The organism is Klebsiella sp. 10, assembly GCF_018223925.1.
GTDB classification, from domain to species: domain Bacteria; phylum Pseudomonadota; class Gammaproteobacteria; order Enterobacterales; family Enterobacteriaceae; genus Klebsiella; species Klebsiella pneumoniae.
This window is the reverse complement of record NZ_JAGRRB010000004.1, coordinates 310,423-335,042: the sequence shown is the minus strand read 5'-3', so window position 1 is coordinate 335,042 and position 24,620 is coordinate 310,423. Positions and strand designations below refer to the sequence as shown.

The 24,620-nt window shown below is 59.6% G+C and carries 25 protein-coding genes and 1 pseudogene; 15 read left to right on the top strand and 11 right to left on the bottom strand.

Annotated elements, in window-relative coordinates; translation table 11 throughout:
* The 6 genes and pseudogenes from KHQ26_RS05830 to xthA form a co-directional block, all read right to left on the bottom strand.
* A pseudogene (locus KHQ26_RS05830) lies at positions 1–573 on the bottom strand (thiamine ABC transporter permease); the annotation flags it as partial.
* Entirely contained in the window at positions 546–1,724 is a 1,179-nt protein-coding gene (locus KHQ26_RS05825) for an ABC transporter substrate-binding protein (protein ID WP_004176520.1), read from the bottom strand. The gene KHQ26_RS05825 and the pseudogene KHQ26_RS05830, both read right to left, overlap by 28 nt.
* A 2-nt stretch (positions 1,725–1,726) precedes the next feature.
* The gene (locus KHQ26_RS05820) at positions 1,727–2,287 is read right to left on the bottom strand and encodes a carboxymuconolactone decarboxylase family protein (protein WP_004176519.1); all 561 of its coding nucleotides are present in this window, start codon (positions 2,285–2,287) and stop codon (positions 1,727–1,729) included.
* Complete coding sequence (locus tag KHQ26_RS05815; protein WP_211777866.1) at positions 2,284–2,850, bottom strand: TVP38/TMEM64 family protein; 567 nt, start codon at positions 2,848–2,850, stop codon at positions 2,284–2,286. Before KHQ26_RS05815 ends, KHQ26_RS05820 begins: the two co-directional genes overlap by 4 nt.
* Complete coding sequence (locus tag KHQ26_RS05810) at positions 2,837–3,493, bottom strand: TVP38/TMEM64 family protein (RefSeq protein ID WP_004140389.1); 657 nt, start codon at positions 3,491–3,493, stop codon at positions 2,837–2,839. The genes KHQ26_RS05815 and KHQ26_RS05810 overlap by 14 nt, the downstream gene beginning before the upstream one ends.
* A gap of 213 nt (positions 3,494–3,706) precedes the next feature.
* Complete coding sequence (gene xthA, locus KHQ26_RS05805; protein WP_004176518.1) at positions 3,707–4,513, bottom strand: exodeoxyribonuclease III; 807 nt, start codon at positions 4,511–4,513, stop codon at positions 3,707–3,709.
* Between the two features lie 438 nt (positions 4,514–4,951).
* On the opposite strand from xthA, the gene KHQ26_RS05800 reads away from it, so the two are divergent.
* The 6 genes from KHQ26_RS05800 (at position 4,952) to spy (ending at position 11,804) form a co-directional block, all read left to right on the top strand.
* Positions 4,952–6,172: an aspartate aminotransferase family protein gene (locus tag KHQ26_RS05800; RefSeq protein ID WP_002901489.1), complete on the top strand. Its 1,221-nt coding sequence runs from the start codon at positions 4,952–4,954 to the stop codon at positions 6,170–6,172.
* Positions 6,169–7,203 (top strand): arginine N-succinyltransferase, encoded by a 1,035-nt coding sequence (astA, locus tag KHQ26_RS05795; protein ID WP_004176517.1) that lies wholly within the window; start codon positions 6,169–6,171, stop codon positions 7,201–7,203. Before KHQ26_RS05800 ends, astA begins: the two co-directional genes overlap by 4 nt.
* Positions 7,200–8,678: a succinylglutamate-semialdehyde dehydrogenase gene (astD, locus tag KHQ26_RS05790; RefSeq protein ID WP_004151922.1), complete on the top strand. Its 1,479-nt coding sequence runs from the start codon at positions 7,200–7,202 to the stop codon at positions 8,676–8,678. Before astA ends, astD begins: the two co-directional genes overlap by 4 nt.
* On the top strand, positions 8,675–10,000 hold the full coding sequence (gene astB / locus KHQ26_RS05785; RefSeq protein WP_004176516.1) for an N-succinylarginine dihydrolase: 1,326 nt from the start codon (positions 8,675–8,677) through the stop codon (positions 9,998–10,000). Before astD ends, astB begins: the two co-directional genes overlap by 4 nt.
* Positions 10,001–10,009: 9 nt before the next feature.
* Positions 10,010–10,975: a succinylglutamate desuccinylase gene (astE, locus tag KHQ26_RS05780; protein WP_004176515.1), complete on the top strand. Its 966-nt coding sequence runs from the start codon at positions 10,010–10,012 to the stop codon at positions 10,973–10,975.
* Between the two features lie 343 nt (positions 10,976–11,318).
* Complete coding sequence (gene spy, locus KHQ26_RS05775; RefSeq protein ID WP_004217130.1) at positions 11,319–11,804, top strand: ATP-independent periplasmic protein-refolding chaperone Spy; 486 nt, start codon at positions 11,319–11,321, stop codon at positions 11,802–11,804.
* 87 nt (positions 11,805–11,891) lie between these two features.
* On the opposite strand, the gene cho is transcribed toward spy, so the two are convergent.
* Positions 11,892–12,755, bottom strand: coding sequence for an excinuclease Cho (gene cho / locus KHQ26_RS05770; protein ID WP_002901541.1), 864 nt, complete (start codon positions 12,753–12,755; stop codon positions 11,892–11,894).
* Between the two features lie 100 nt (positions 12,756–12,855).
* Positions 12,856–13,683 (bottom strand): ammonia-dependent NAD(+) synthetase, encoded by an 828-nt coding sequence (gene nadE / locus KHQ26_RS05765; RefSeq protein ID WP_004151921.1) that lies wholly within the window; start codon positions 13,681–13,683, stop codon positions 12,856–12,858.
* A 282-nt stretch (positions 13,684–13,965) separates the two neighbouring features.
* On the opposite strand from nadE, the gene osmE reads away from it, so the two are divergent.
* The 8 genes from osmE to chbG all read left to right on the top strand — a co-directional run bounded on the left by osmE (position 13,966) and on the right by chbG (position 19,890).
* Positions 13,966–14,304 carry an osmotically-inducible lipoprotein OsmE gene (gene osmE, locus KHQ26_RS05760; RefSeq protein WP_002901544.1) on the top strand — a complete coding sequence of 113 codons (339 nt, stop codon included), beginning with the start codon at positions 13,966–13,968 and terminating at the stop codon, positions 14,302–14,304.
* A 278-nt stretch (positions 14,305–14,582) separates the two neighbouring features.
* Positions 14,583–14,903 carry a PTS N,N'-diacetylchitobiose transporter subunit IIB gene (gene chbB, locus KHQ26_RS05755; protein WP_002901547.1) on the top strand — a complete coding sequence of 107 codons (321 nt, stop codon included), beginning with the start codon at positions 14,583–14,585 and terminating at the stop codon, positions 14,901–14,903.
* Positions 14,904–14,922: 19 nt separating this feature from the next.
* The gene (locus KHQ26_RS05750; protein WP_014907779.1) at positions 14,923–15,039 is read left to right on the top strand and encodes a hypothetical protein; all 117 of its coding nucleotides are present in this window, start codon (positions 14,923–14,925) and stop codon (positions 15,037–15,039) included.
* Positions 15,040–15,050: 11 nt separating this feature from the next.
* A complete protein-coding gene (chbC, locus tag KHQ26_RS05745; RefSeq protein ID WP_004148091.1) occupies positions 15,051–16,409 on the top strand; it encodes a PTS N,N'-diacetylchitobiose transporter subunit IIC in 1,359 nt (452 codons plus the stop codon).
* Between the two features lie 53 nt (positions 16,410–16,462).
* Complete coding sequence (gene chbA / locus KHQ26_RS05740) at positions 16,463–16,810, top strand: PTS N,N'-diacetylchitobiose transporter subunit IIA (protein WP_002901550.1); 348 nt, start codon at positions 16,463–16,465, stop codon at positions 16,808–16,810.
* A gap of 27 nt (positions 16,811–16,837) precedes the next feature.
* Positions 16,838–17,662, top strand: coding sequence for a transcriptional regulator ChbR (chbR, locus tag KHQ26_RS05735; protein ID WP_002901552.1), 825 nt, complete (start codon positions 16,838–16,840; stop codon positions 17,660–17,662).
* 110 nt (positions 17,663–17,772) lie between these two features.
* Positions 17,773–19,119, top strand: coding sequence for a 6-phospho-beta-glucosidase (locus tag KHQ26_RS05730; RefSeq protein ID WP_004148093.1), 1,347 nt, complete (start codon positions 17,773–17,775; stop codon positions 19,117–19,119).
* A 12-nt stretch (positions 19,120–19,131) separates the two neighbouring features.
* A complete protein-coding gene (chbG, locus tag KHQ26_RS05725) occupies positions 19,132–19,890 on the top strand; it encodes a chitin disaccharide deacetylase (RefSeq protein ID WP_004176512.1) in 759 nt (252 codons plus the stop codon).
* 57 nt (positions 19,891–19,947) lie between these two features.
* Here the strand turns inward: chbG and katE are convergent, their stop codons facing one another.
* Positions 19,948–22,206, bottom strand: coding sequence for a catalase HPII (katE, locus tag KHQ26_RS05720; RefSeq protein ID WP_211777865.1), 2,259 nt, complete (start codon positions 22,204–22,206; stop codon positions 19,948–19,950).
* A gap of 190 nt (positions 22,207–22,396) precedes the next feature.
* Here katE and cedA point away from each other — a divergent pair, with 190 nt between their 5' ends.
* A complete protein-coding gene (gene cedA / locus KHQ26_RS05715; RefSeq protein ID WP_008807754.1) occupies positions 22,397–22,651 on the top strand; it encodes a cell division activator CedA in 255 nt (84 codons plus the stop codon).
* A 59-nt stretch (positions 22,652–22,710) separates the two neighbouring features.
* Here the strand turns inward: cedA and KHQ26_RS05710 are convergent, their stop codons facing one another.
* Together KHQ26_RS05710 and KHQ26_RS05705 are read right to left on the bottom strand one after the other, a co-directional pair.
* Complete coding sequence (locus tag KHQ26_RS05710; protein ID WP_004151918.1) at positions 22,711–24,102, bottom strand: L-cystine transporter; 1,392 nt, start codon at positions 24,100–24,102, stop codon at positions 22,711–22,713.
* Positions 24,103–24,237: 135 nt separating this feature from the next.
* The coding region (locus KHQ26_RS05705; RefSeq protein WP_228297883.1) for a metal-dependent hydrolase at positions 24,238–24,620 on the bottom strand (383 nt) is incomplete at its 5' end.

Here is a 24,620-nt window from a genome sequence, read left to right as displayed (position 1 = left end):
GCCGAGGGCGGGCAGCAGGGCGGGCAGCACCAGCCAACGCAGGCACTGCCAGCGGCCGTAGCCGAGGCTCTTCAGGGCGGTCGCCTGGTCGGCGAGGCGTTTCTCTCCCAGCAGGCCATAGATCACCCACAGTACAAAGGCGCTCTCTTTCAGGGCCATCGTCAGGCCAAGCCCGATGCCGTACCGGTCAACCGGCGGCGTCAGAAACGGCAACTGCTGCCAGAGCCAGCCCCCTTCGGCGAACAGCAGCAGCGCCGCCGTCGCCAGGGCGAGATGGGGCACCGCCAGCAGCAGCGGCAGACGGGAAGCCAGCCGCCGCCAGCGGGCCGAAGGCCAGAGGGCGGCGACGATGGTCAGGGCGATCAGCAGCGCGCCGCCGACGGACAACAGCGTCGAGACGAGGGTGGCGGCCAGCGCCTGGCCCAGCTGCGGGTCGGCGAACAGCGCCCGCCAGTGGGCCGGGGAGCGCGCAGCGCCCACCAGTTCCCCGGCGGCGGGGAGCAGCGGCAGATAGATCGCCGCCATCGCCCCCCAGGCCAGCAGGATCAGTGGGTACCGTAGCGGCGCAGCCATTCCTGCTCCAGCGCGTCAACCCATGCCGCGTGAGGCTCGGCAAGCACCGGCGGCAGATCCTGCGGCAGGGCTGCCGCCAGCGTCTGGCGCTGGCCGTCAGGCAGACGCTGCGGATCCAGTACGCTCGGATCGCCCCAGACGGCGGCATCGGCCTTGCGTAATTGCGCCTCAGGGGAGAGCAGGAAATTGGCCACTACTTTGGCGCCAGCGACAGCGCGGGCGTTAGCCGGGATGGTAACGAAATGGACGTTGCCGAGGGTCCCCGCGGTAAAGCCGAAGCTGTAGCTGTCCGTCGGTAATTCGCCGCTGGCGGCTTTCTGCCGGGCGTGCAGCGGGTTAAACGTCAGCGACAGGCGGAGGGTGCCCTGGTTGAGCATGGCGTCCATCCGCGCCGGCGACGCCGGGAAATCCTTGCCCGCCCGCCACAGGGCCGGGTGCAGCGCATCGAGATAGCGCCACAGCGGGGCGGTGACCGCCGCGAAGGTCGCCGGCTGCGGCGGCTGGCGCAGGGCGGCTGGCTGGTCGGTGAGCGCGATCAGCAGTTGCTCCAGCAGGGCGGTACCGGTGAAGTCCGGCGGCCGCGGGTAGGTTACGCTGCCCGGATGGGCTCTGGCGAAGGCCAGCAGGGCCTGCGGGCTGGTGGGCGGCTGCGGCGTTTGCCCGCGGCGGGCGATAAACGTCAGCTGGGCGCTGCCCCACGGCGACTCCGCGCCCTCGGTGGCGACAGAAAAATCTTCCCGTACCGGCTTTTGCTGATCGACATAGCGCCAGTTGGGCAGCGATTCGGCCCAGCCGGTGAGCAGCAGATCGGCCTGCTTAAGCGTGCGAAAGTTTTCGCCGTTGATCCACAGCAGATCCACTGACCCGCCCTGGCGACGACCGGCCTGCGCCTCGGTCTGGATGCGTTTCACTGCGTCGGCGGCGTCGGCGACAGGCACAATACGCAGGTCGATTGCGTAATAGCGTTTGACCTCTTCGCTGACCCACGCCAGATAGCGATTGACGGCCGGGTCGCCGCCCCAGGCGTTAAACCAGACGGTCTGTCCGCGGGCTTCCGTCTGAATCTGCCGCCAGCTGTCGTCGGCATTAACCGCCAGCGGCCAGAGCAGCAGCAGGCACAGACAGAGGCTGTAATCACGCAAACGGCGCATCGTTACTCCTTATTCTGCGAGGAAGAGGTGGGTATCTGGCACAACCCCTGAGCCGGGATCGCCATCGCGGCATTGAACCGCGCTGATAAATTTTGCAGGCCGATCAGGGCGGTCAGCTCGGTGAGCGCCCGGGCGTCAAAATGCGCGGCCATCGCGCTACGCAGGGCATCATCCACCGCCGGCGGCGTCTGGGTGGCGGCTTCGGCATAGGCCAGCGCCAGGCGCTCTTTTTCGCTGAACAGCGTACTGCTGCGCCAGTCGGCGACCGCCAGCAGCTTGTCCTGGCTCCCGCTCCGCGCCGCGAGGGTCATGCTGGTGATATCGATACAGAATTCGCAGTGGCACAGCTGGGCGATGCGGGCGCTGACCAGCGAGCGCAGCACCGGATCCAGCGGCGAGCGGCGGCGTTCAATATAGCCCACGAACAGCGAAACCAGGTAAAACAGCCACGGGATCCGACCCCACCAGCGAATGGGGCTCAGCACCTGGCCGTAATGCCGGCGGTGCAGCCAGGCCTGCGGACGAAGGATCAGGGGGACAGAATCCAGCGGGGGTAAGCTCATGGCGACGATCTCTTATGACGTTCACGGTAAATATTTTTGGCGATAGAGATGACCACCGCCAGGGCAAAAAGCAGCGAAAGCCCGGTGGCCAGCCAGAAGGTGCCCCCGGTGAGCAGACTCCCGGCCCAGGAATAAACGATAGTCGCCGGGAGCTGGCCCACGCCGGTGGCCAGCANNNNGAGTTTCTCCACCACTTCGCGCCCCAGCGCTCTGGCGATGCAGAAGCAGAGCCCGGCCCCGACCATAGCGCTGAACCACGACAGCGCCCCGCCCCAGAAGGCGCCGAACAGGGCGGCGTTCGCCAGGGTAATCAGGAAAGCCGGCAGCGGAGCGACGATCGCCTGGAGGATCATCAGCGCAAATGAGACCAGCGCGGCCTGCGGCCCCCAGGCGGCGATAAACCCTCTGACCTGCTGCGGATCCAGGGAGGCTAACGCCGTCAGACTCTGCTGCAGAAAGGTACGCCCGCCAGGGAACCACAGCCAGGCGGCCAGAGCGGCGGCGACCACGACGGCAAGGGCCAGCCGGGCGCGGCGCAGGTGACGGCGATCAGGTTGGGTCATGGCGCACCTCCTCACTGCACGCCGCCACGCGACGGGCGCGGGCAAACCGTTTGCCTATCTGCACCAGGGCAAACAGCAGCCCGCCGGCGAGGCTCAGTTTTAGCGCGAAGGCGAGGGTCACCCCCTCGCGGGCCAGTTCGCTGGCCATCACCGAATAGATGACCAGACCCGGCAGGGTGGTCACGGCCGAGATCAGGGTAAAGGGCCAGAAGCGGATCGCCGTCAGGCCGTAGGCGTAATTCTGAATATTGTAGGGAAAGAGCGGCACCAGGCGGGTGAGGATCAGGAAATCGCAGCCACTGCGGGCGATACCGCGCTCAATCGCCTGAAAGACGGTGGTATGGCCCACATAGCGCTGCAGCAGATCGCGCCCAAGCCAGCGGGCGATTAAAAACGACAGCGAAGAGGCGAGGGTGGCGGCGGCAAACGAGAGCAGGGAGCCTGTTAGCGGGCCGAAGAGCATCCCGCCGGCGATCACCAGCAGGCTGCCGGGGATCAGACACAGGGTGGCAATGATAAACAGCGCAGCATAGACCAGATATCCCCAGGCGCCCTGATGGCGGAGGGTGTCCTGAAGCAGATGCAGATGAGTCAGCAGATCGTGGAGACCGACGCGGTGGCTGATAACGGCCAGCGTGGCCACCAGCGCGAGAAGTCCCAGCCCTTTACCAATGGCCGGATGACGGCTTCTTTTGCATGAGAGGTGCTCCTGTACAGTCTGGACGCAGTGGACATCAAAAAGTGCGCGCGACAGTATCCTGTTCCGACGACCGTCACAATGGTTTACCGTCGCTTTGTTGATTTTGCTCAGGAAATTCTGCCCCCCGCACAGCGGGAGGCGAGAGAAGGGCGTGAATTATGGCCGGAAGGTGGCCCACACCGGCGCGTGGTCGGACGGTTTTTCCATCCCGCGGATCTCGTAATCGATCCCGGTTTCCACGCAGCGCTGCGCCAGAGCCTGGCTGGCCAGCAGCAGATCGATGCGCAGCCCACGGTTATCGTCGAAGCCTTTGGAGCGGTAATCAAACCACGAGAAATGCTCATGATTGTCGGGGTTAGCCTGACGCCAGGTATCCACCAGGCCCCAGCCCAGCAGGCGGTCCATCCATTCCCGTTCTTCCGGCAGGAAGGAACATTTGCCGGTGCGCAGCCAGCGTTTGCGGTTCTCTTCACCGATACCGATGTCCAGATCGGTAGGACTGATGTTCATATCGCCCATGATCAGCACCGGATTCTCTTTGTTGAGCTCGGTCTCCAGATAGTTCTGCAGATTCTGATAGAACGCCGCTTTGGCCGGGAATTTGGTTTCATGATCGCGGCTTTCACCCTGCGGGAAATAGCCGTTAATCACTGTGACGTTGCCGAAGGGCGACGGGATCTCCGCCATAATGATGCGGCGCTGAGCCTCTTCGCCATCGTCCGGGAAACCGCGGCGGACGGCAATCGGCGTCTCTTTGGTCAGCAGCGCGACGCCATAATGGCCTTTCTGCCCATGATAAAAGACGTTATAGCCGAGCCTGGCGACCTCTTCGAGAGGGAACATGTCGTCGTGAACTTTGGTTTCCTGCAGGCCAATCACGTCCGGCTGGTGTTTTTCGACGATGGCGGCCAGTTGGTGTGGGCGGGCACGCAGGCCGTTGATATTAAAAGAGACGAATTTCATAGTCGCTGCCACTGTGCAAGGTGAATAGTGCAGGGATGGTAGCAGAAATTCGCCAGGCTGGCTGCCACCGGATGCGTCATTCTGCCAATCGCTGCGCATGAGCGTGCCGTGGGTGCCCCTTTTGCGGGCATGCCGCGCCAAAAAAGGGCAAATAGATACGATAAATTTCGCAGAGGATCACAATTACAGAATTATATCTTACCGTTGCATAATTTATCTTCTTTAATCACTGTTTATCCCCCTTTGTCGGATACTTATTCACTAAATATGCATTTTATGTGAATAGCGTTCGGCTGTAACTCATTGATTCCGCGTTATCTCATCCGATTTATGCATTTTTATCGCTGGCTGGCACGAACTGTGCAATCTACATTTACAGCGTAATAACTCATATTTATTAACATTATTGCTACTTTTAATTTACCGGAAGAGGTCGATATGTCTCAGTCAATTACGCGTAACCACTTTGATGAATGGATGATGCCGGTCTACGCGCCAGCGGCGTTTATTCCGGTGCGGGGCGCCGGGTCACGGCTGTGGGATCAGCAGGGCAAAGAGTATATCGATTTTGCCGGCGGCATCGCCGTGAACGCGCTGGGGCATGCCCATCCGCGTCTGGTGCAAGCCCTGACCGACCAGGCCGGCAAGTTCTGGCATACCGGCAACGGCTACACCAATGAGCCGATCCTGCGTCTGGCCAAAATGCTTATCGATGCTACCTTCGCCGACCGGGTCTTCTTCTGTAACTCCGGCGCCGAGGCCAATGAGGCAGCGCTCAAGCTGGCGCGTAAATATGCCCACGATCGCTTTGGCAGCGAGAAAAGTGGCATCGTCGCCTTTCAGAACGCTTTCCACGGGCGGACGCTGTTCACCGTCTCGGCGGGCGGTCAGCCGGCCTATTCCCGGGATTTCGCCCCGCTGCCGCCGCAGATCCAGCATGCCGTATTTAACGATCTCGAGTCGGCAAAGGCCTTAATCAATGACCAGACCTGCGCGGTGATCGTCGAGCCGGTGCAGGGCGAAGGGGGCGTGGTGCCGGCCAGCGTCGAGTTTTTACGCGGCCTGCGTCAGCTTTGCGACCAGCACAACGCCCTGCTGATTTTCGATGAAGTGCAGACCGGGGTCGGGCGCACCGGCGAGCTGTATGCCTATATGCACTACGGCGTGACGCCCGATGTGCTGACCACCGCCAAAGCGCTGGGCGGTGGTTTCCCTATTGGCGCGCTGCTGGCGACAGAGGCCTGCGCCAGCGTGATGACCGTCGGCACCCACGGCACCACCTACGGCGGTAACCCGCTGGCCGGGGCGGTGGCCGGCGAACTGCTGTCGATCGTCAACACCCCGGAAGTGCTCTCCGGCGTCAGACAGCGCCATCAGTGGTTTTGTGAACGCCTGCAGGCAATTAACGCCCGCTATGGCCTGTTCAAGGAGATCCGCGGCCTGGGACTGCTGCTCGGCTGCGTGCTAAACGACGCCTGGGCCGGGAAGGCGAAAACCCTCAGTAACCTGGCGGCGGAAGAGGGGGTGATGATTCTGATCGCCGGCGCCAACGTGGTGCGTTTCGCGCCGGCGCTGAACGTCAGTGAAGAAGAGGTGAACAGCGGGCTGGATCGCGTCGAGCGGGCCTGCGCGCGTTTCGTGGCAGGAGTCTCATCATGATGGTTATTCGACCGGTGGAGCCGGGCGATTTGCCCGGGCTGCTGAAGCTGGCAGCGGAGACCGGCGGCGGGCTGACCTCGCTGCCGGTGGATGAAGCGACCCTCGCGGCGCGGATCGCCCGCTCGCAGCAGACCTGGCGCGGCGAGCTACCGAAAAGCGAGCAGGGCTATGTCTTTGTGCTGGAGGAGAGCGAAAGCGGCGCGGTGGTGGGCATCTGCGCGATCGAGGTGGCGGTGGGGCTCAACGATCCCTGGTATAACTACCGGGTCGGCACCCAGGTCCATGCCTCGAAGGAGCTCAACGTCTATCAGGCGCTGCCGACGCTGTTTCTCAGCAACGATCATACCGGCAGCAGCGAGCTGTGTACCCTGTTCCTCGACCCGCAGTGGCGCAAAGAGGGCAATGGTTATCTGCTGTCGAAATCACGCTTCTTATTTATGGCCGCCTTTCGCGAGCGCTTCAATGAGAAGGTGGTCGCCGAGATGCGCGGGGTGATTGACGAGCAGGGCTACTCGCCGTTCTGGGAGAGCCTGGGCAAACGCTTTTTCGCCATGGAGTTTTCCCGTGCCGACTACCTGTGCGGCACCGGACAGAAGGCTTTCATTGCCGCCCTGATGCCCAAGCATCCGCTATATATCGATTTCCTTTCCCCTGAGGCACAGGCGGTGATCGGCAAGGTTCATCCGCAGACCGCCCCGGCCCGGACGGTGCTGGAGAAAGAGGGGTTCCGCTACCTGAACTACATCGATATTTTCGACGGCGGCCCGACTCTGGAGTGCGACATCGATCGGGTGCGGGCGATCCGCAAAAGCCGTCTGGTGACCACCGAGGCAGGTGAAACCCCGCCCGGTGACTGGCCGCTGTGCCTGGTGGCGAATGAACAGTATCACCAGTTCCGCGCTCTGCTGGTACATGCCGATGCGGATGGCGAGACCCTGACCCTCAGCGCCCGCGAACTGGATATGCTGAAGTGTCATGCCGGCGACCAGGTGCGCATGGTGCGCCTGATCCCTGAGGAGAAAACTGCATGAGTCTGTGGATTAACGGCGAGTGGCGGCCCGGCCGTGGGCCAGGTTTCAGTAAACAGGATCCGGTTAACCTGAAGGTTGTCTGGCAGGGCGAGGCGGCGGATGCCGGGCAGGTTGCCGAGGCGGTGGCGGCTGCCCGCCAGGCGTTCCCGTCCTGGGCGCGGCTGCCGTTTGCCGCCCGTCAGGCGATCGTTGAAAAGTTTGCCGCTCTGCTGGAAGCCAGTAAGGCGGAGCTGACGGCGGTTATCGGCGCCGAGACCGGAAAGCCGCGCTGGGAGGCGGCCGGGGAAGTGACGGCGATGATCAACAAGGTGGCGATCTCGGTGAAGGCCTACCACGTCCGCACCGGCGAACAGCACAGCGACCTGCCCGACGGCGCCGCCACGCTGCGTCACCGGCCGCACGGCGTACTGGCGGTGTTTGGCCCCTATAACTTTCCCGGCCATCTGCCGAACGGGCACATCGTGCCGGCGCTGTTGGCGGGCAATACCGTGGTCTTTAAACCCAGCGAACTCACCCCGCGCAGCGGCGAAGCGGTGGTGAAACTATGGCAGCAGGCCGGCCTGCCCGCCGGGGTGCTCAACCTGGTGCAGGGCGGTCGGGAAACCGGCGAGGCGCTCAGCGGTCAGGCGGATATCGACGGGCTGCTGTTTACCGGCAGCTCAACCACCGGTTTTCATCTGCATCGCCAGCTGGCCGGGCAACCGCAGAAGATCCTCGCGCTGGAGATGGGCGGTAATAACCCGCTGATCGTCGACGATCCGCGGGACGTGGATGCCGCGGTGCATCTGACCATCCAGTCCGCCTTTATTACCGCTGGCCAGCGCTGCACCTGCGCCCGGCGTCTGCTGGTCCGACGCGGAGAGGCGGGCGATGCCTTCCTCTCCCGGCTGGTGACGGTGAGCCAACGGCTGATCCCGGCGGCGTGGGACGCCGAGCCGCAGCCGTTTCTCGGCGGGCTTATCTCTGAACAAGCCGCGCAGAAAGTGCATCAGGCCTGGCTGCAGCGGGTCGCCGCTGGCGCGGTCACCCTGCTGGAGCCGCGGTTATTGCAGGCCGGGACGTCGCTGCTAACGCCGGGGATTGTCGATATGAGCGACGTGGCCAATGTCGAAGATGAAGAGGTGTTTGGCCCGCTGCTTGGGGTCTGGCGCTACGACACTTTCGAGGAGGCGATTGCCTTAGCCAACGCCACCCGCTTCGGCCTCTCCTGTGGGTTAATCTCTCCGGAACGGGAGAAGTTCGATCGACTGCTGCTCGAGGCGCGGGCAGGGATAGTTAACTGGAACAAACCGCTGACCGGGGCGGCGAGTACCGCGCCGTTCGGCGGCACCGGGGCGTCCGGTAACCATCGTCCGGGGGCCTGGTATGCCGCCGATTATTGCGCCTGGCCGATGGCCAGCCTTGAATCGCCGACCCTGACGCTGCCCGCCAGCCTGAGCCCGGGGCTCGACTTTCTGGCCGGGGAGGCGTCATGACCGCCCGCGAAGTCAACTTTGACGGTCTGCCCGGGCTGACCCATCACTACTCCGGACTCTCCTTTGGCAATGAGGCTTCCACCCGGCATCGCTATCGGGTGTCTAACCCGCAGCTGGCGGCAAAGCAGGGGCTGAAAAAAATGAAAGCCCTCGCCGACGCTGGCTACCCGCAGGCGGTGATCCCGCCGCAGGAGCGTCCCAACGTGCCGCTTCTGCGCCAGCTGGGCTTTAGCGGCAGCGATGAGCAGGTGGTGGCCCGGGTGGCGCAGCAGGAGCCGGATCTGCTGTCGGCGGTGAGTTCGGCCTCGGCGATGTGGGTGGCGAACGCGGCGACGGTGTGTCCCTCCGCCGATTCGCTGGATGGCCTGGTGCATCTGACGGTGGCGAATCTGCAGGATAAATTCCACCGCGCCAGCGAAGCACCGACTACAGAGGCGCTGCTGCAGGCGATTTTCCCCGACCGCACGCGATTTGCTATCCACCCGGCGCTGCCCGCCTCGGCCTGGTTTGGCGACGAAGGGGCGGCGAACCATAATCGTCTCGGCGGCGAGTATGGCGCTCCCGGCGTCCAGCTCTTTGTCTATGGCCGCCGCCGGGGGAGCGAGGAGGCGCCGCGTCGCTATCCGGCGCGGCAAACCCTTGAGGCCAGCCAGGCGGTAGCGCGCCTCAATCAGGTCAATCCCCGCCAGCTGATCTTCGCCCGCCAGCATCCGGCGGCGATCGACACGGGGGTTTTTCATAACGACGTCATCGCGGTGAGCAACCGTCAGGTCCTGTTCTGCCATGAGCAGGCCTTTGCCGACCAGACCGCGCTTCTCCAGCAGCTGGCGCAGCGGGTGCCGGGTTTTACGCCGCTGGTGGTTCCCGCCAGCCGGGTCTCGGTGGCAGAGGCGGTTGCCACCTATCTGTTCAACAGCCAGCTGTTGAGCCGGGCGGATGGCAGCATGGCGCTTATCCTGCCTCAGGAAGCGCAAGAGCATGCCGGCGTCTGGGAATACCTCAATGAGCTGCTGGCCGGGGATAACCCTATCGCCGACCTGCGGGTGTTCGATCTGCGCGAGAGCATGGCCAACGGCGGCGGTCCGGCGTGCCTGCGCCTGCGGGTGGTGTTGACGGCCGAGGAGTATCAGGCGGTCAATCCGCACGTCCTGATGAACGATACGCTGTTTGCCACCCTCAATGACTGGGTGGATCGCTACTATCGCGATCGTCTCACCCAGGCCGACCTCGCCGACCCGCAGCTGCTGCGGGAAGGGCGCGACGCGCTGGATCGGTTGACCCAGATCCTGCAGCTCGGTTCGGTTTATCCATTTCAGCAATAAGGGGGCGCGGTGGAACATTTTCTGGCATTAACCCTGGCGGGGCGATTGCCCCATCACTTTCACGGCGAGACGGCTCATTTCCGCTGGCACTGGCAGGGGGAGGGGATCCTTGAGCTGACGCCGCATGCGCGCTGCGAACGCGGGCTGGTACTTTCCTGCGCCATTCATGGCAACGAAACGGCGCCGGTGGAGATAGTCGACCAGCTGGTGCAGCGACTGGTCCGGGAGGCGCTCCCGCTGCGCTGGCGGCTGCTGGTGATCGTCGGCAACCCACCAGCGCTGCGGGCGAATAAGCGCTATCTGCACAGCGATATGAACCGCATGTTTGGCGAGCGCTGGCGGCAGTTTCCGCTCAGTGAGGAGACGCAGCGGGCGCAGCGGCTGGAGCAGGCGGTGGCCCGCTTTTATCGCGACCACGATGGCCCGCGCTGGCACCTCGATCTGCATACCGCGATCCGCGGGTCGCTACATCCGCGCTTCGGCGTGCTCCCGGCCCGCGATACGCCGTGGGAGGAGGATTTTCTTCACTGGCTGGGCGGCGCCGGGCTGGAGGCGCTGGTGTTTCATCGCCAGCCCGGCGGGACCTTTACCCATTTCAGCTGCGAACGGTTCGCGGCGCTGGCCTGCACCCTTGAGCTGGGCAAAGCGCTGCCGTTGGGGGAAAACGATCTGACGCAGTTTGCCGCCGTCCAGCGGGCGCTCTCCCGGCTGCTGGTGGGGGATCTGGCCATTGCCGACGCCCCAGCGCCGCTGCGCTACCGGGTGGTACAGCAGCTAACCCGCCATAGCGATGATTTCCGCTTGCATATGGCGGATCAGACGCTGAACTTCACCCCCTTCGAACCCGGCACGCTGCTGGCGGAGGAGGGCGAGACGCGGTATGTGGTGGGGCCTGAGACGGAGTATGTTCTGTTTCCTAACCCGACGGTGGCGAAAGGACTGCGCGCCGGCCTGATGCTGGAGAAATTATCCTGAGGGCAAGCCGTCCGCCGGGCGGCCTGCTTTATTGCGCGCGTCTTTTTTCGCCATCTTATTTTTTCGTGCCCCAGTGTAAATTTGCAGATTATTCCTGGTAAAATGCTTTGTTTTTAATCTCCCCTCCTTTATACTCTCCATAATTTCTCTGCAAAACAGTAAGTTATTTATTTTTTATTGCAATTCTTCGGCTAAATTCCTTATTTCCTCCATAATTGGCGAGAAACTGTTTTTTACACTTTCATTGTTTTACTCTTGCTCTGACTAATTGACGATTAACGTCGTAAAGTTAATCTCGTCAACACGGCAACGCGCCGTAAGAATAACGTAAAGTAAGGATTGAATGATGAAGAAACTCACTGCACTGTTTGTTGCCTCTACTCTGGCTCTGGGCGCGGCTAACCTGGCACACGCCGCCGACACCACCACCGCGCCGAGCGACAGCAAGCCGATGATGATGCATCATAAAGGCGGCCCGGGTCAGCATGACATGATGTTTAAAGGCCTGAACCTGACCGATGCGCAGAAGCAGCAGATCCGCGACATCATGAAGAGCCAGCGCGAAAATATGAAACGTCCGTCCCTTGAAGAACGCCGCGCGATGCACGATCTGATCGCCAGCGACACCTTCGATAAGGCGAAGGCGGAAGCGCAGATCGATAAGATGGAAGCGCAGCATAAAGCGATGGCGCTGTCCCGCCTGGAAACGCAGAACAAGATCTACAACATTCTGACCCCAGAGCAGAAAAAACAGTTCAATGCTAATTTTGAGAAGCATCTGACAGAACGCAACGCGCCGGCAGGTAAAATGCCTGCACCTGCTGAATAATGTAGCGCACTGAATCAAGACCGCCGGTCTTGCCCAATAATGCCATCAGGCGTTGGGCAGGGCCGGCGGTTTTTTATTGGTGGCTTCTCAGCCAAGCGGATGCAGCGGATAGTCTCCGCTGAGCAAAGGCTTACAGAGGATCTTGTAACCATCCTGGTCAAATCCGGCGGGCAGACGGGTCAACTCCGCCGCCTGGTCGAGCGATTCAACGGCGCCCAGCCACAGCCAGTTATGAATGACGTGATACTGCGTCATGTCCGGGCCGCGCTCCTCCAGCGCCACGGGCCCCGCCCACGGCCAGCACACCAGCTGCAGTCTGCTCATCTGCGCCAGCAGGCGCTCTTTGTGCGCCTCCACGCTCTCCTTTCCACAGCAGGCCCCGGCGCAGCGGCCCAGCGCGGAGCGAAAGCAGGCGCGGCCGCGGCTGAGCGGTTCCAGACCAAGCAGGCCATAACAGAGGCGCTGTTCGTCAGCGAGGCTCTGCAGCATCTGCAGCGCCGCCCGCCGGTTGGCGAACAGGCCATAGAGATGCTGCTGGTGCGAGAAATCAACCTCACGGGCATAGACAATCTGCGGCCGGTCGTCCGCAAGTAGCCAGGCGCAGAGCTGCTTGTTACGCCGTAGCCGCTTGTTAAACAGCGGCTGCTGCTCTTTAATCAACCGCGCCTCCAGCAGCAGCGCTCCCAGCTCGCCAGCGGTGCGCTGCCAGGTGATACGCCGCGACTGACGCAGCATCGCGGCCTCTTCAGGGGTGCGCAGGTGGGATAACACCCGGCTGCGGAGGTTGACGCTCTTACCGATATAGAGCGGCATCGTGTCGCTGTCGCCGTGAAACTGATAGACGCCCGGCAGCTTCGGCAGCGCCTCCAGCCACGGGCGAAGATGTTCGGGATATTCATAGATCGCCGCCGCCTCAAACTCGAGACGCGGGGCTGATTGCTTTCTGGCCACAATAACTCCTGGTACTGTCTATCCATCCAGTATAGCAGGCCATTTTTGCGGCGAAAAGGACAAAAAATAACCCCGGCGCAGGCCGGGGCGGGGGGAGAGACTATTTTTTCCAGAAATCGTCAAAGACGGTGATCGGCGGCCGACGCTTGTGTTCGGTTTTCAGATACCAGCCCTCGATCGTTTTGGCGATGCTCGGGTCCAGCGTTTTGCCTTCCAGATAATCGTCGATGTTCTCGTAGGTGACACCCAGGGCCACTTCATCCGGCAGGGAGGGGCGATCGTCTTCCAGGTCGGCGGTGGGCAGCTTCTTATACAGATGTTCCGGGCAGCCGAGATGGGCCAGCAGCTGTTTCCCCTGACGTTTGTTCAGGCGGAAAATTGGGTTGATGTCGGTGCCGCCGTCGCCATATTTGGTGAAAAAGCCGGTAATCGCTTCCGCCGCATGGTCGGTACCGACCACAACTCCTTTGGTCATTCCGGCGATGCTGTACTGGGCCTTCATTCGCTCACGGGCTTTTTCATTTCCGCGAACGAAGTCGCTCAGTTCGATGCCTGCTTCGCGCAGCGCCTGTTCGCTGGCCAGCACCGCAGCTTTAATATTGACTGTCAACACCCGGTCAGGCTGGATAAATGCGATGGCGTCCTGGCAGTCCTGCTCATCAGCCTGCACGCCATAGGGTAAACGGACGGCGATAAACTGCAGGCTACTGTCGCCGGTTTCGGCACGCAGTTCGTTAATCGCTATCTGGCACAGTTTTCCCGTCAGGGTGGAGTCCTGACCGCCGCTGATACCCAGCACCAGCGATTTAATAAACGGGTAGGTCTGCAGGTATGACTTCAGGAAATCGACGCTGCGGCGGATCTCGCCTGCGACATCAATCTGCGGCTTTGCGCCCAGCGCCTGAATAATCTCTTGTTGTAGCGTCATCGCGCCCTCCGAAAGTGAATCTGTTTGGCAAGCTGTTGGCTTAAAGCTACCTCTTTGCCGCTGAAACGACAAGGACCGGGGTTTTGACTGCCGGAAAAGAAGGCAATCAATGACATAGGTTTTCATTATAGATGCTGTACCGCGCATTGCGCCGCCGTCCGACGTCGGCAGATCAATCCTGTTTACGCAATAACATAACCTGACATGATTTCGCTGTTCGGCTTGAAAAATAACACTATTTATTCCAGGCTTATCGTTACACAGTAGAAAAGAGGAACCAAAATGAACAAAAGCTTAGCAGGAATACTGGGCGTCACCGTCGCGTTAACCTTACTGGCGGGCTGTACCGCTTACGATCGTACCAAAGACCAGTTTACCCAGCCGGTGGTGAAAGATGTGAAGAAAGGGATGTCGCGTCAGCAGGTGATGCAGATCGCCGGCAAACCTTCAACGGAAGTCACCATGGTCCATGCCCGCGGCACCTGCCAGACCTATATCCTCGGTCAACGAGATGGTAAAGTTGAAACCTACTTTGTGGCCCTCGACGAAACGGGTCACGTCATGAACTCCGGCTACCAGACCTGCGCCGAGTATGATACCGACCCGCGCAACGCCAGGTAAGCTTCCTACTGTTTACTGACTTCTACGTAAGCCCGACCACTGGTCGGGCTTTTTTGTGAGTAATGATGCTTATTTAATTGCGCGAATTATTTGGATGAAAATGTGAGGGTAGTCAAAACCGGAGGTCAATGAGAGACAATTCTGTTCAACAGCGAATTATCCTGGCGGCTCAGCTTGCCGTATACTCAACTCATAAACAGAATTAACCGGATGTTACCAGTCTTACCGGCTCTCAGCGGTTACTGAAGGCCCTGGTCTCACACATTGAGGAAGCGTTCATGGAAAAGAAACACATTTATCTCTTCTGCTCGGCAGGCATGTCCACGTCACTGCTGGTCTCCAAAATGCGGGCGCAGGCGGAAAAATATGAAGTCCCGGTCATTATTGAAGCCTATCCCGAAACCCTCGCGGGCGAAAAAGGGCCGGAAGCCGACGTAGTATTATTAGGGCCACAAATTGCGTATATGTTACCGGAAATTCAGCGCCTGCTGCCGAATAAACCGGTTGAAGTTATCGACTCCCTTCTCTATGGCAAAGTTGATGGTTTAGGGGTATTGAAAGCCGCCGTCGCGGCTATTAAGAAAGCTGCAGCACAATAATTTTAACTTTTAAAACTCGATGTATTTTGACGCCTGGCGACTGCCTGTTGCCGGACGTCAAAAAATAATGAGTTTATTTTCCCGTCAAAGAGTAATTTCATACATCATCGCCGTAATAGTTTATTGCGGCTTTTAAGGGTATTGACTATGAGTAAAGTGATCGATTCGCTTGAAAAGGTACTCCTTCCTTTTGCAGTGAAAATAGGAAAGCAGCCGCATATTAATGCAATAAAAAATGGATTTATTAAATTAATGCCGTTGACCCTCGCCGGGGCCATGTTTGTGTTAATTAACAACGTTTTTCTGAGCTTCGGCGAAGGCTCTTTCTTTTATTCCATGGGCATTCGCCTGGATGCCTCCACCATTGAAACCTTAAACGGCTTTAAGGCTATCGGCGGAAACGTCTATAACGGCACCCTCGGGATTATGTCGCTAATGGCGCCGTTCTTTATCGGCTCCGCGCTGGCGGAAGAGCGCAAAGTTGACCCGATGGCAGCTGGCCTGCTGGCGGTGGCGGCCTTCATGACCGTGACCCCGTATAGCGTGGGCGAAGCCTATGCGGTGGGCGCCAACTGGTTGGGCGGGCAGAACATCATCTCCGGGATGATTATCGGTCTGGTCGTTGCGGAACTGTTCACCTTCGTGATCCGTCGCAACTGGGTGATTAGACTGCCGGACAGCGTGCCGGGGTCGGTATCACGCTCTTTCTCAGCGCTGATCCCGGGCTTCTTGATCCTCTCCATCTTCGGCATTATCTCGTGGGCCCTGGCGAGCTATGGCAGCAACTTCCACCAGATCATCATGGACTCTATCTCGACGCCGCTGGCGGCGATGGGCAGCGTGGTTGGCTGGGCATACGTTATCTTTAACTCTCTGCTGTGGTTCTTCGGTGTGCACGGTTCTCTGGCGCTTACCGCCCTGGATAACGGCATCATGACGCCGTGGGCGCTGGAAAACATCGCGCTGTACAACCAGTACGGCTCTGTTGATGCGGCCATCGAAGCGGGCAAACAGTTCCACTTCTGGGCTAAGCCGATGCTCGACTCCTACATCCTGCTGGGTGGCTCCGGGGCGACGCTGGGTCTGATTATCGCCATCTTTATCGCTTCTCGCCGCGCTGACCATCGTCAGGTTGCTAAGCTGGCGCTGCCGTCAGGCATCTTCCAGATTAACGAACCGATTCTGTTTGGTCTGCCGATCATCATGAACCCGGTGATGTTCATCCCGTTCGTGCTGGTTCAGCCGATTCTGGCGGCCATTACGCTGGCGGCCTACAGCCTGGGGATTATCCCACCGGTGACCAACCTGGCGCCGTGGACTATGCCGACCGGTTTGGGAGCGTTCTTTAACAGTAACGGCAGCGTTGCCGCCCTGCTGGTGGCCCTGTTCAACCTTGGCGTCGCTACCCTGGTCTACCTGCCGTTTGTGGTGCTGTCGAATAAAGCGCAGACCGTTATCGAGCAGGAAGAGAGCGAAGAAGACATCGCTAACGCACTGAAATTCTGATACCGCGCGGTACGGGCAGCGTCCCGTACCGCCTGATAAATGAGGGAAATATTATGTTTGATCTGGACAACATCAACGCGGTAGAGACCCCGGAAAATGACCTCGAAGAGGTAGTGATGGGGCTGATTATCAACTCCGGACAAGCCCGCAGCCTGGCCTATGCCGCGCTGAAGCAGGCGAAGCAGGGCGACTTTGCCGCAGCGAAAGCGATGATGGAGCAGTCGCGCCAGGCGCTGAGCGAGGCGCATCGCGTGCAGACCCAGCTTATCGAAAGCGACGAGGGCGAAGGGAAAATGAAGGTCAGCCTGGTGCTGGTGCATGCCCAGGACCATCTGATGACCTCCATGCTGGCTCGTGAGCTGGTGGCCGAATTGATTGAGCTGCACGAGAAGGTACAATAGGCCATCGCGACGATGAGGCAGCCCAGAATGATGACCACCGAGATCAGTACCGCCAGAGAACAACAGCTGTTCAACGGGAAGAACTTTCATGTGGTCATCTATAACAAAACGGAAAGCGTGAGCGGGCTTCACCAGCATGATTACTACGAATTTACCGTGGTGTTAACCGGGCGCTATTACCAGGAGATCAATGGCAAACGGGTGCTGCTGGAGCGCGGGGATTTCGTCTTTATCCCGATGGGCTCGCACCACCAGAGCTTTTACGAGTTCGGGGCGACGCGCATCCTTAACGTCGGCATCAGCAGACGCTTCTTTGAGAAACACTACCTGCCGCTGCTGCCGTTTGGTCTGGTGGCTTCGCAAGTCTACGCCGTGCAGAGCGCTTTTCTCGGCTACGTTGAGTCGGTCATCGCCTCACTCAATTTTCGCGAAACGGAATTTGACGAATTTATCGAGCTGGTCTCCTTTTATGTCATTAACCGTTTACGCCACTATCGTGAAGAGCCGGTTGCCGACGTGACGCCGCAATGGTTAAAAAATACCGTGGAAGCCATGCATGATAAGCTGAAATTCGGTGAAGGCGCTCTTGAAAATATGGTTCGCTTATCCGGAAAAACGCAGGAATATTTAACCCGGGCGACCCAGCGCTATTATGGTAAAACGCCGATGCAGATAATTAATGATATCCGTATCAACTTTGCCAAAAAACAGCTGGAAATTACCAATTATTCGGTGACGGATATTGCGTATGAATCAGGTTACAGCAGCCCGAGCTTGTTTATTAAAACCTTTAAAAAACTGACGTCGTTTACGCCGAGCAGTTATCGCAAACATTTGACCAGTATTAATTAAACCCGCGCGGCGTTCGCCGCCAGGTTTATACCGAAAATCATTCAAGTTAACTGTCCGCATTGTTGCGGAGAGCGGCCTGCGTCCAGGCGCAGCGCCTAAGGGAGAAAAAGATGAGCCAGAAATTAAAAGTAGTCACTATTGGCGGCGGCAGCAGCTATACCCCGGAATTACTGGAAGGATTTCTGAAACGTTATCATGAACTGCCGGTAAGCGAACTGTGGTTGGTAGACGTCGAAGAGGGACAGGAGAAGCTCGATATTATCCACGCGCTGTGCCAGCGGATGGTGGAAAAAGCCGGCGTGCCGATGAAAGTCTATAAAACGCTGGATCGCCGCGCAGCGCTGCAGGGCGCAGATTTCGTCACCACCCAGCTGCGCGTGGGCCAGCTGAAGGCGCGTGAAAAAGATGAGCGCATCCCGCTGAGTCACGGCTACCTGGGCCAGGAGACCAACGGGGCGGGCGGGTTGTTTAAAGGACTGCGCACCATCCCGGTGATTTTCGACATCGTGAAAGATGTGCAGGAAATTTGCCCCGACGCATGGATCATCAACTTTACCAACCCGGCGGGCATGGTCACCGAGGCGGTCTATCGCCACACCAATTTCAAACGCTTTATCGGGGTGTGCAACATTCCTATCGGCATGAAGATGTTCATCACCGACGTGCTGCAGCTGAGCCCGAGCGATGAGCTGAATATCGACCTGTTTGGTCTGAACCACCTGGTGTTCGTCCGCGACGTGCTGGTTAACGGCGTCTCGCGCTTCGATGAACTGCTGGACGGCGTGGCCTCCGGCCGTCTGACCGCGAACTCGGTGAAAAACATCTTCGACCTGCCGTTTAGCGAAGGGCTGATCCGCTCCCTGCGCCTGATCCCATGCTCTTACCTGCTCTACTACTTTAAGCCAAAAGAGATGCTGGCGATTGAGATGGGCGAGTACTACAAAGGCGGTGCGCGCGCCCAGGTGGTGCAGAAGGTGGAGAAACAGCTGTTCGAGCTGTATAAAAACCCGGATCTTAACGTTAAGCCGAAGGAGCTGGAGCAGCGCGGCGGGGCCTATTACTCTGATGCCGCTTGCGAAGTAATCAATGCCATCTATAACGACAAGCAGACTGAGCACTATGTGAATATCCCGCATCATGGTCATGTCGATAATATCCCGGCGGACTGGGCGGTAGAGATGAGCTGCACCTTAGGCCGCGACGGCGCGAAGCCGACGCCGCGCATTACTCATTTCGATGAGAAGGTGTTAGGGCTTATCTACACCATCAAGGGGTTCGAAGTGGCGGCCAGCCAGGCGGCGATCAGCGGTGAGCTGAACGATGTCCTGTTGGCGCTGAACTTAAGCCCGCTGATCCATTCCGATCGTGACGCCGAACAGCTGGCGCGGGAGATGATTCTGGCGCATGAAAAATGGCTGCCGAACTTTGCGGCGACGATCGAAAAACTAAAATCGTAACGGGAGTAGCAAATGGAACGCGTATTGATCGTCAATGCCGACGACTTCGGCCTCAGTAAAGGGCAGAACTACGGCATTATCGAGGCCTGTCGCAACGGCGTGGTGACATCGACCACCGCGCTGGTCAACGGCGCGGCCATTGACCACGCCGCCCAGCTGAGCCGCAGTACTCCGGAGCTGGCGGTCGGTATGCACTTTGTACTGACGCTGGGCGAGCCGCTGTCGGCCATGCCGGGATTAACCCGCGATGGCCGTCTGGGCAAATGGATCTGGCAGCAGGCGGAAGAAGATAGCCTGCCGCTGGAAGAGATCGCCCACGAGCTGGCGTGTCAGTACCGTCGTTTTGTCGAACTCTTCGGCCATGAGCCGACGCATATCGACAGCCATCACCATGTGCATATGTTCGCCCAGATTTATCCCATCGTCGCGGCCTTTGCCCGCGAGAAGGGCATTGCGTTACGCATTGACCGCCAGGTGGCGGCGCAGAGTGGGCTCGACCAGCAGGCGGCGCGCAGCAGCGCCGGCTTCAGCAGCGAGTTTTACGGCGAAGCGGTCTCTGAGGAACTGTTTCTGCAGACGCTGGATGCCTCCATCGCCCGCGGGGAGCGCTCCCTGGAGGTGATGTGTCATCCGGCTTATGTCGATCGGATCATTATGGGCAGCGCCTACTGCTATCCGCGACTGGATGAGCTTGATGTGCTGACATCTGCCTCGCTGAAAGCGGCGGTGGCCGACCGGGGTTATCGTCTGGGAACCTACCGCGACGTGTAAGCCCGACGGGGGAAAGGGAAAGTGAATCAAGCCCGGCACAGCGTGCCGGGCTTTTTACTACGCCGGAATAGCGGCGATTTTCGGGCTTCTCGACCACACGCGGTGGGCCGTCATCAGGGCGAGCAGTTTGTCCGCCGCTGGCGTGTCGAGCGCATCGGTGACGATGACCCCCTCTTCACCCTGGGTCGGAACATGCAGAACGGACGTCAGCTGCCGCGCATCCCCTGCCAGCAGGATCGGCTTCAGATGTTTATAGGCTTCCAGCAGGTAATAGCGCGCGTCACCGCTCTGACTCAGGGCGCTGAGGTCGCCGCCGGGCACCACCACCGCATCCACCGTCAGCGACGGGGAGCCGGCGAAGGTGCCGGCGATCGGCAGCGGAGAACCATCGTCGGCAATGACTTCGCCCATTCGCGAGTAGAGCAGCTTGCTGTGCACGCCCTTGGCCTGCAGCGCCTGCAGGAGCTGAACCAGATCCTGCGCTGAGGTGCGTTCGTTGAGCAGGACTGCCACCACGCGACCTTTCACATCTCCTTCGGCATCGGCGTAGAGGCTGAGGCTGGGGTCTTTCTCCACGCCATTGACCGGGGCGGGCAGGGTAATGTTGCGCTGATCGTCGCTCAGTTCGATGCCTAAGTTCGCCCCAACCGCTTCCGCAAGCTTAGTATCAATGTGGGCCAGATGATCGACCACCCGCTCGCGGATCCAGGTGCGGACCACTTTGCTGAGTTCGAAGCTGAAACCATCGATAATATGCTGCTGTTCAATCGGCGTCTGGCTCAGCCAGAACAGACGCGGCTGGGCGTAATATTCGCCGAACGAAGGGCTGCGCTGGCGGATTTTTTCGCCGTCGACGCGCTCGGCGAGGGACTCAAAGCCACCGCGTTTGGCGGCAGGCGGCGTCTCGCGCGGCCAGTTGTCGTTAATCGAGTTGGGCTCGTAGTTGGCCGGATTGGTGTCAATGTCCATCCGGTGCATCCCGTCACGCTGGAAATTATGATACGGGCAGGTCGGACGGTTGATGGGGATTTCATGGAAGTTCGGCCCACCCAGGCGGCTAATTTGCGTATCGGTGTAAGAGAAGAGACGCCCCTGCAGCAGCGGATCGTTGCTGAAATCAATGCCCGGGACGATATGTCCGGGATGGAAGGCCGCCTGTTCATTTTCGGCAAAGAAGTTATCCGGGTTGCGGTTGAGGACCATTCTGCCAACCCGCTGCACCGGCACCAGCGCCTCGGGGATCAGCTTGGTGGGATCGAGCAGGTCGAAGTCAAAAGCAAATTCATTCTCTTCGGGGATCAATTGCAGGCCAAGCTCAAATTCCGGGTAGTCCCCGGCTTCGATGGCCTCCCATAGATCGCGGCGATGAAAATCGGGGTCGCGGCCGGTCAGCTTCTGCGCTTCATCCCACACCAGCGACGCCTTGCCGGCGACCGGTTTCCAGTGAAAGCGAACGAAGGTGGCTTTGCCCTCGGCATTAATCAGACGGAAGGTGTGGATCCCGAAGCCTTCCATGGTGCGATAGCTGCGTGGGATGCCGCGATCCGACATCGCCCACATCACGTTGTGCAGCGTTTCCGGCTGCAGGGAAACATAGTCCCAGAAAGTATCGTGGGCGCTCTGCCCTTGTGGGATGGCCCAGTGGGGTTCAGGCTTCACGGCGTGGACAAAGTCGGGGAACTTCATCGCGTCCTGGATGAAGAAGACCGGTGTGTTGTTGCCCACCAGGTCAAAAATCCCTTCGTCAGTGTAAAACTTGGTAGCGAAGCCGCGAATATCGCGGACGGTGTCCGCCGACCCCGCGCCGCCCTGCACGGTGGAAAAGCGTACAAACACCGGGGTGATTTTATCGGCTGACGAAAGAAAATCGGCTTTAGTCAACGCAGCCAGGCTTTTGTAGGGCTGGAAGTAGCCGTGGGCGGCAGAGCCGCGGGCATGAACGATACGCTCCGGAATACGCTCGTGGTCAAAGTGGGTGATCTTCTCCCGCAGGATAAAATCTTCCAGCAGCGTTGGGCCGCGGCTACCGGCGCGCAGCGAATTCTGATCGTCAGCAATGCGCACGCCCTGGTTGGTGGTCAGCGGAAAATCTTCCCCCCCTTTGCGTTGCGCCTCCAGGGAATCCAGTTTGCTGTTATGAGTATCGGGCGCTTTCAGGCTGCCTGGGGCGGTGGGTTCGACGCCCGGAGCGGTAGGTTTCGGCGTGGGGCGCCACTCCCGATCGTCCGGCGCCAGCGAATCGAGACCCGGCTGCGCTTCCTCGCTGTCGTGGACCGGTGCCTGCTGTTGGTGAGGGTTCGGGTGCTTATCAGACATTACTCGTCTCCTGCTTTCATTGCTAAAAGTGGTCGTTGATAGACCAAAACCCTTCTAACTATAGAACATTACGCTGTCTGCGCCCGGCGAGGGGGCAGGGAGTTATCCTAAAATGCGCATCGGCGGCGAAGGGGCGACGAACGGGGCCACAATCGGCTATGATAGAGGTTTCTGTTTCCCGCTATGTTTAGTGAATCCATTTGTTATGAAACCATTGCGCCAACAAAATCGCCCTGTCATTAGCTACGTGCCGCGCGTGGAGCCTGCGCCCCCGGAACATGCCGTGAAAATGGACCATTTTCGCGATGTCTGGATTTTGCGCGGGAAGTATGTCGCTTTTCTGCTGATGGGGGAGCATTTCCGTCGCTCACCGGCATTCAGCGTGCCGGAGTCGGCGCAGCGCTGGGCTAACCAGGTGCGTCAGGAAGGTGAGATTGAAGCCTGAGTCGGCTGCAGAAATAAAAAAACCGCTGAATGATCAGCGGTTTTTTTTGTGCTTGCCGTTTAGCGATGCGCCAGTTCGGCTTCTTCCTCGCTATCGAAGATCGACTTGTCGGTCTGGCGCAGCCACTGGCTGGTCAGCGTCCCGGCGGTCATTGAGCCGTTAACGTTCAGCGCGGTACGCCCCATATCGATCAGCGGTTCGACGGAGATGAGCAGGGCTACCAGGGTCACCGGCAGGCCCATCGCCGGCAGGACGATCAGCGCGGCGAAGGTCGCGCCGCCGCCCACCCCGGCGACGCCCGCCGAGCTGACGGTGACGATGCCCACGAGGGTGGCAATCCACATCGGATCCAGCGGGTTGATGCCCACGGTCGGCGCGACCATCACCGCCAACATTGCCGGATAGATACCGGCGCAGCCGTTTTGGCCGATGGTGGCGCCAAAGGAGGCGGAGAAGCTGGCAATCGACTCCGGTACGCCGAGACGACGGGTTTGCGCCTCAACGTTCAGCGGAATGGAGGCGGCGCTGGAGCGGCTGGTAAAGGCGAAGGTGATCACCGGCCAGACTTTACGGAAGTACTTCAGCGGGCTGACGCCGTTAATCGCCAGCAGCAGGCCGTGGACGACAAACATAATACCCAGCGCAATGTACGAGGCTACCACGAAGCCGCCAAGCTTGATGATGTCCTGCAAATTCGACCCGGCAACCACTTTGGTCATCAGGGCCAGCACACCGTAAGGGGTCAGCTGCATGACCAGACGAACCAGCTTCATTACCCAGCCCTGCAGGGTATCGATCGCGGTCAGCACGCGCTGGCCTTTTTCCACATCCTCTTTCAGCAACTTAAGCGCTGCGACGCCGAGGAACGCCGAGAAAATGACGATGCTGATGATGGAGGTTGGGTTAGCCCCGGTCAGGTCAGCAAACGGGTTCTTCGGCACGAAGGAAAGGATCAGCTGCGGGACGCTGAGATCCGCTACTTTCCCCACATAGTTGCTCTGGATGGCGTTCAGACGGGCGGTCTCCGCGCTGCCCTGGACCAGACCCTCGGCGGTGAGGCCGAACATATTGGTCACCAGCACGCCAACCAGGGCGGCGATCAGGGTGGTGAACAACAGAGTACCGATGCTCAGGAAGCTAATTTTCCCCAGCTGCGAGGCATTGTGCAGGCGGGCCACCGCGCTAAGGATGGAGGCGAAGACCAGCGGCATAACAATCATTTGCAGCAGCTGGACGTAACCGTTGCCGACTATATTGAACCACTGGATGGAATCCTTCAGCACCTGGCTGTCAGACCCGTAGATTAGCTGCAGCGCCAGACCAAAGACCACGCCAGTCGCCAGACCGACCAGCACTTTTCTGGCCAGGCTCCACTGTTTATGACGTGTTTGCCCCAGCGCAAACAGTAATACGGCGAACACGACTACGTTCGCTATTAATGGAAAGTTCATCCCCGTTCTCCTGATATTTTTATAACCTGGGCTGGTGGATAACCAGCTCTTATGACGGCAAGGTTAGCAGAAGGCGTTATCAAGGACTTATATTCAAATGGAATGGGTTATAACCAAATGGCGTTTTCCGCCGCTTTATCGCCCACTCTGGTGACTTATAAAGCGATTGAAGGTGATCTGCAGGGAATTGATCACCCCGGATGACCAGCGTATCGCGCTGTTGTCCGCCAGCGTCTGCGGCATCCAGACGGCATAGACGAACAGCGCCATACACAAGGCGCGTTCGAGCTGATTGCCCTTGCGCGGCGCAAGGATCGGCAGCCGGAAGCGCCAGCGACAGGGCCACAGCAGCGGCACACCGGCGGGGGTGAGCATATCGGCGAGAATGTGGCTGAGATAGCCCAGCACCAGGCCCTGGAGAGCGTCTGCCGGGACAATCCAGCTGTCAGGCACTTTCAGATAGAACAGCGTCAGCGCGCCAAAGACGGCCAGCAGGCTGTGGGTGAAGCCGCGGTGGC